Source organism: uncultured Nostoc sp. (assembly GCF_964245575.1).
Taxonomy (GTDB): domain Bacteria; phylum Cyanobacteriota; class Cyanobacteriia; order Cyanobacteriales; family Nostocaceae; genus Nostoc.
In genome coordinates this window covers 1-6,010 of the sequence record NZ_CAXTNP010000377.1, presented here as the reverse complement: position 1 = coordinate 6,010, position 6,010 = coordinate 1, and the positions used below count along the sequence as shown (strand labels likewise).

Below are 6,010 nucleotides of genomic sequence, written 5' to 3'. Positions count from 1 at the left end.
AGTACACGGGTAGGGGCACAACAATGTTGTGCCCTTACGATAATCTGTACCTCACGCCTGTTGCAATCTGCTGTATTTCAATGAATTAAACAATAGTTATCATTATTAGAGTTATATACTCATGCCAACCAAACTCAAAAATATACAAACTAAAAATCTAATTTCAATAGGTTTGCTAGTTTTCGTTCCTATTGCTATTGTGGCAGAAAAGTTAGAATGGGATGCATTAATGGTGTTTGGACTTTCAGCACTTGCAATCATTCCGTTAGCAGTTTGGCTGAGTAAAGCCACAGAAGAGATTGCTGTGGTTTTAGGGCCTTCTATCGGAGGCTTGTTAAATGCAGTCTTTGGTAATGCAACTGAGCTAATTATTGCTCTAGTAGCTCTCAAAGGAGGCTTGGTAGATATTGTTAAAGCCAGCATTACTGGGGCTATTATCAGTAATTTACTGCTGGTAATGGGGCTATCGATGTTGCTGGGAGGATTACGCTATAAAGAGCAGACTTTTCAGCCAATGGCAGCGCGAGTCAATGGCTCGACAATGACACTAGCAGTGATTGCAATTGTACTGCCTGCAATGGTGATCACTACATCTAATGTGGTCGAGCAAAGCGCTATTACTAATCTGTCGATTTTTGTAGCAGTTATTTTAATTGTAGTTTATGGTTTTACACTGTTATTCTCCTTGAAAACTCACAGCTACCTCTACGATGTTGGGGTTGTAGAACTAGAAGGTGTTTCTGAAGACGAGGCCGCCACAGAGCAAGATAAACATTCAAAGCCAAACTTGAGCCTTTGGGTTGGTGTTTTGCTTGTGGCAACGATTGGTATAGCGTTCATGTCTGAGATTTTTGTCGGTGCAGTTGAAGAGGCAACAAAAGGACTAGGATTGACACCTTTGTTTACCGGAGTAATTTTATTACCACTAGTTGGAGGTGCAGCCGAATATGTAACTGCTGTGCGAGTAGCGATTAAGAACAATATGGATTTGGCAGTATCTGTAGCAATGGGATCGAGTCTACTAGTTGCTTTGTTGGTTGCGCCGCTCCTTGTGCTAGTTGGGCAGGTAATTGGACAACCAATGGATTTAAACTTTAACTTGTTTGAGGTTGTTGCAGTGATCATTGCAGTGGTTATTGCCAACTTAATTAGTTTGGATGGTCGCTCTAACTGGTTAGAGGGGATGTTGCTGCTAGCAACCTATGCTATACTGGGTGCTGCCTTCTACTTCCATCCAGTTTGAGCGCTAATCGGGCAATGGCGCTGTTATGCGATTAATTATATCTGGCTGATTATTAAACGCTTTTTGGAGATGAAAGCGAAACCAAACTCTATTGACGGGTATAACGATGTTTCACCCCAATCGGGAAATATTCAAAATCACCCATTGGCGCTAATGTAACCTGTGGTGTTTGATATTCTGGGGGAACATAATTAGCAAACTCGCTATTTAAGCGGAGCAGTTGTGAAAGAATAGAAGATGCGATCGCAAGTCTTTGATCTTCATTACCCTCTACTCCTGGTGCTAATTCCACAACTACAGATAAAAATCGGTTTTTGTCAGCATCTTCCTTCACCTGCAACACGAATTTACCTGTCACCCATTCTTGAATTACTGGTTGTTCTAATCCCACCGTCACATTTTCGGGATAGATATTTGCACCAAAGTAGGAAACTGTAAAGTTAGAACGCCCAAAGACATAAACAAAAGGTAGCTGATGAATACCTCTAGGTGATTGTTGAGTATCAAAACGGAGATTTTCAAGCGGGTTAAATCCCCATTCTGCTAAAAATTGCAGCATAGCGTCATAACTAATTATCCCGCCAGTATCCAAGATGTCATAACGTACTAAGGGAACGCCGTTATCTCCCGAAAACAGCAATCCGCCATCTTGAACTTCAAAAAAGCGATTGCAAGGATCATACTGTACTAACGTGGGTAAACGCGATTCCCCAAATAAAGCTCTAGCTGCATCAGGATTTTCTGCCAAAAAACGGCGAATGCAGATACTTAACGGTGTTTCATTACCCAAAACTCCTGCATCCGCAGTGCCGTAGAGTGATGCAAAATCATAACAAGGATTTTGTGAACCAACTCTTTCGCCAACTAAACTCCGCCATTCTTCACTAAATACTTCTCCCGCCATAACTAATTTAATCTGATATTGCTGCCACTCCACACCACGGGCGATACCAGTATCAATCACATCTTTTAAAAATGGTGGGTATCCCAATAACACCACTTGCTCAAAAGCTGAACCTAATTCTTGGACAACTCGCAAGATTTCTTCTTTATTATTACCAGGAGTAATTACAGTCATGGGATAACCTTTGCTAGCAAGATAACGACAGCAATTAGTGGTAAACATTCCACCTACCCAAGTACCCAAAGTGAAACAAATCACAGCTAGGGTACGTCTGGTATCTGCATAGAAACTATCGTGAAAAATCTGTTCAAAACGTGTGGCGATTTGGAGTTCATCTGTGAAAAAACGAGGCCAAAATGTCGGTTTCCCACTAGAACCGGAAGAAGCAGCTATCATATCGCACGCTTCGAGTTGTCCGTTGCGGCACAACTCAGCTAAAGGATAACGCAGGATATAATTTTGTTTAGCGATCGCTGGTAATTTCTGAAACTCCTCTAAGGTTTGAATAGTCGCAGGATTAATTTCCCTTTCTGCTAAAAACGCCTTGTAGGCAGGTACATTAGCCGCCACATCGTGAAATAAACTCAAAGCTGCTGAAGTTTGAGTGTTGAGATGCCGTTGCAGTACCGTTTCTAGGGGGGTAGACAAAAAATCTTCAAATGCCTTAATTACTTGCTGCTGTCTTGATTTGGGGTTCATAACACTTGTTATTTATCCTGAAGTAGAATCAACACCGTTAAAATAATTCGTAATACTCGCCATTCGCGTAGCGTCTCGTAGAGAAGGCGAGAAGCAAGCTACGTAATTCGTAATTCGTAATGACGCTCGATAGCGAACGCGAGTGCTTCTTTAAGAGTTGCGTTAGCGTTAGCGAAGCGGTAGCGAGGAACGAGCGTCCGTAGGAGCGTCAAACTCGCTAATGTAATTCGTAGGATATCCGAAAATGAGGGTATGCGCGTTGTAGTCATTCAATAAAACCTTAATTTATCCTTGGGCACCATGCAGCTCTATTGCAGTAAACAACACACAAATAATGGTGGGAACCGCTTTTGCATCCATTGTGGTGAACCATTACCTCTTGCTGTGGGACAGATGGTGGATAATCGCTATCAAATTATCCGTCATCTAGGACAGGGTGGCTTTGGACGCACCTATTTGGCGGAGGATAGAAATCAATCCCATCAAACTTGTGTGCTGAAAGAATTTGCACCCCAAGTAGAAGAAAAGCTAGATTTACAAAAAGCTAAAGAGTTATTTGAACGAGAAGCAAATGTCCTGAAAACACTCCAGCATCCACAGATTCCGCGTTTTCACGCCTCGCTACAAGTGAAGATAAGTACTAAAGATTTTTTCTTTCTAGTACAAGATTATGTGGATGGTGATAATTACTACCAATTATTAGAACAGCGTGAAATTCAAGGAAAGACCTTTAGTGAAGAGGAAATAATCACCTTACTGCAACAGATTTTACCCGTATTATCTTACATCCACTCAAGAGATGTGGTTCACCGTGATATTTCTCCTGATAATTTAATTTGGCGGCGTTCTGATAATCTCCCAGTGCTGATTGATTTTGGTGGTGTCAAGCAATTGCCAGCTTCTCAAGGTTTTTGGCGGACTAAGTTGGTTGGAAATAACACTTTGCTGGGTAAAAAGGGCTACGCCCCAGAAGAACAGTTACGGCAGGGAAAAGCATTTTTTAGTAGTGATTTATATTCTTTAGCGGTGACATCATTGGTGTTGCTCACAGGGAAAGAGCCACAAAAATTATACGACAGCTATCAGGGAATTTGGGCATGGGGAAAGGAAATTAGAGTTAGTCCGCAACTAGAAGCGGTGTTAAAAAAGATGCTGGCTTATAAACCGAGCGATCGCTATCAACGAGCCGAGCAAATCCTCAAAGATTTACCATCGCCAACTGTTACTAAATCCCCAGGTAATTATATTACTACCAAGATCAAGACGATGGTAGTTGCTCCGGGAAGACAACACGCCGGTGCTGTTGTGAGTAGATTCCAGAACAAAACCCAAGCAATAGCTAAACCAATATCTTGGCCTGTTTGGATTCGTCCTTTTGTGATGAGTTTAGGGGGAACAGCTTTAATTGTTTTAACTGGTGCAGGTACTTTGGCGGTGGTAAATGCAGTCATTCGGAGTGTATCTTCAATCACTATCCCATCAATTTCCTTACCGCAAATTCCACAATTACCGGGCGGTAAGCCAGTCAGAGATAAAGGAAAAAATAGTGACCTCCAGAAAATTATCAGTCGCCGCCAACAGCTAGAAATTACTGAAGGATTTTTTATTCCCTTGGTAGATGATTCATTTTATACAAAAAAACCGGAGTTAAAGGGACGTAGCCTGACATCTAAACCTGAAGACGCTGGTTTACGAGATGAATGGTCTGGTATTGCTGACGATTTGTTGGATAAACTAGAACAGGCTAACCTCAGTACAGCAGCTCGTCGCAAATTGGGTAAATATAGTCAAAAAGATTATGCAACATGGAGACGACTTGCGCGATCGGGGCAGTTTGGAAACTATACAATTGATCAACTGACCAAAGACGCAAATGAAAAATTTGATCGGTTGTTTCCCGATCAGGATCGTGGGAAACTCAATCAACAGACTTTCGGTCAAATTTGGTATGCGATCGCAGCCGATCAAGTTAGTAAAGTACAATCTGGCAAGTAAGAGGATTGGGGACTAGTACCGCAAGGCGGAAGTCAAAAGTCAAAAGTCAAAAGTCAAAAGTCAAAAGTATTATGGAATGTGCTTTTTAGGGATTTTGAATGGTTGCTCTATTTACGCCGTGGTGTACTAGGGACTGGGGAAGAGTCACTAATAACAAATGACAAATAACAAATGACAAATAACAAATGACTAAAATATATTGTTCTCGAGGACATGAAAATTCCCCAGGTAGTCGCTTTTGTCTCCAGTGTGGTGAAAAGTTGTTGGATACGCCCATGAGTTATAGTATCCAACCGGGACTAACTTTAGGCGATCGCTATGTGATTGTACGTCAAATTGGCCAGGGTGGCTTTGGACGGACTTATTTAGCTGAAGATGTCAATCGTTTCCGCGAACTTTGTGTCTTAAAAGAATTTTCCCCCCAAGTTCAAACCGCTTACGTTGTCCAAAAAGCTGAAGAACTCTTTGAGAGAGAAGCGAGTGTTCTTTATAAACTGCAACATCCCCAAATTCCCCGCTTCCGGGAACTGCTTCGGATGAACTTAGGGGGCAAAGAATATCTGTTTTTGGTGCAAGATTATGTAGAAGGGGAAACTTATAACTCGTTGTTAAATGCCCGACTACAGCAGGGTTTGCGCTTTACAGAAGTAGAAGTGCGCCAATTGTTGCTTTCAATTTTGCCAGTGTTGGAGTATATCCACTCCATAGGCGTTATTCATCGAGATATATCTCCAGATAACTTAATGCTTCGCACAGTTGACAAACTGCCAGTGTTAATTGATTTTGGCGGTGTCAAACAAGTAGTAGCAACCGTTGCTTCTCAATATTACCAACCTGGCGTAGTTGCATCTTCTCCATCACCAACCCTATTAGGTAAAATAGGATTTGCGCCCCCAGAACAGATGCAAACTGGGTTAGTATCTCCCCACAGCGACTTGTATGCAATGGCCGCAACAATGCTGGTTTTATTGACAGGGAAACAACCCCAAGAATTAATTGATACCTACAACCTTACCTGGCAATGGCGACGGGAAGTAAGCCTGAGTCCAACTTTGGCACAGGTATTAGATAAAATGCTATCTGTCAGACCAAGCGATCGCTATCAATCAGCCCATCAAGTACTCCAAGCCCTCAACCCGCCCCCAGCTAACTTTCCCCCAACTCAATAC

At 42.1% G+C, this 6,010-nt stretch carries 5 protein-coding genes; 3 read left to right on the top strand and 2 right to left on the bottom strand.

Features of this window, described 5'->3' with window-relative positions:
* Nucleotides 1-121: 121 nt before the first annotated feature.
* Nucleotides 122-1,243: a calcium/proton exchanger gene (gene cax, locus ACFFAP_RS34800; RefSeq protein ID WP_375515484.1), complete on the top strand. Its 1,122-nt coding sequence runs from the start codon at nt 122-124 to the stop codon at nt 1,241-1,243.
* 88 nt (nt 1,244-1,331) lie between these two features.
* Here the strand turns inward: cax and ACFFAP_RS34795 are convergent, their stop codons facing one another.
* Complete coding sequence (locus ACFFAP_RS34795; protein WP_375515483.1) at nt 1,332-2,846, bottom strand: phenylacetate--CoA ligase family protein; 1,515 nt, start codon at nt 2,844-2,846, stop codon at nt 1,332-1,334.
* Between the two features lie 98 nt (nt 2,847-2,944).
* On the bottom strand, nt 2,945-3,115 hold the full coding sequence (locus tag ACFFAP_RS34790; RefSeq protein WP_375515482.1) for a hypothetical protein: 171 nt from the start codon (nt 3,113-3,115) through the stop codon (nt 2,945-2,947).
* Between the two features lie 31 nt (nt 3,116-3,146).
* Here ACFFAP_RS34790 and ACFFAP_RS34785 point away from each other — a divergent pair, with 31 nt between their 5' ends.
* Together ACFFAP_RS34785 and ACFFAP_RS34780 are read left to right on the top strand one after the other, a co-directional pair.
* Entirely contained in the window at nt 3,147-4,841 is a 1,695-nt protein-coding gene (locus ACFFAP_RS34785; RefSeq protein WP_375515481.1) for a protein kinase, read from the top strand.
* Nucleotides 4,842-5,026: 185 nt separating this feature from the next.
* A partial coding sequence (locus tag ACFFAP_RS34780; RefSeq protein ID WP_375515480.1) for a protein kinase occupies nt 5,027-6,010 on the top strand: 984 nt, incomplete at its 3' end.

Bases quoted from the DNA above. Each gene is read 5' to 3' on its own strand.
- cax (WP_375515484.1), top strand. From the start codon at position 122: ATGCCAACCAAACTCAAAAATATACAAACTAAAAATCTAATTTCAATA.
- ACFFAP_RS34795 (WP_375515483.1), bottom strand. From the start codon at position 2,846: ATGAACCCCAAATCAAGACAGCAGCAAGTAATTAAGGCATTTGAAGAT.
- ACFFAP_RS34790 (WP_375515482.1), bottom strand. From the start codon at position 3,115: ATGACTACAACGCGCATACCCTCATTTTCGGATATCCTACGAATTACA.
- ACFFAP_RS34785 (WP_375515481.1), top strand. From the start codon at position 3,147: ATGCAGCTCTATTGCAGTAAACAACACACAAATAATGGTGGGAACCGC.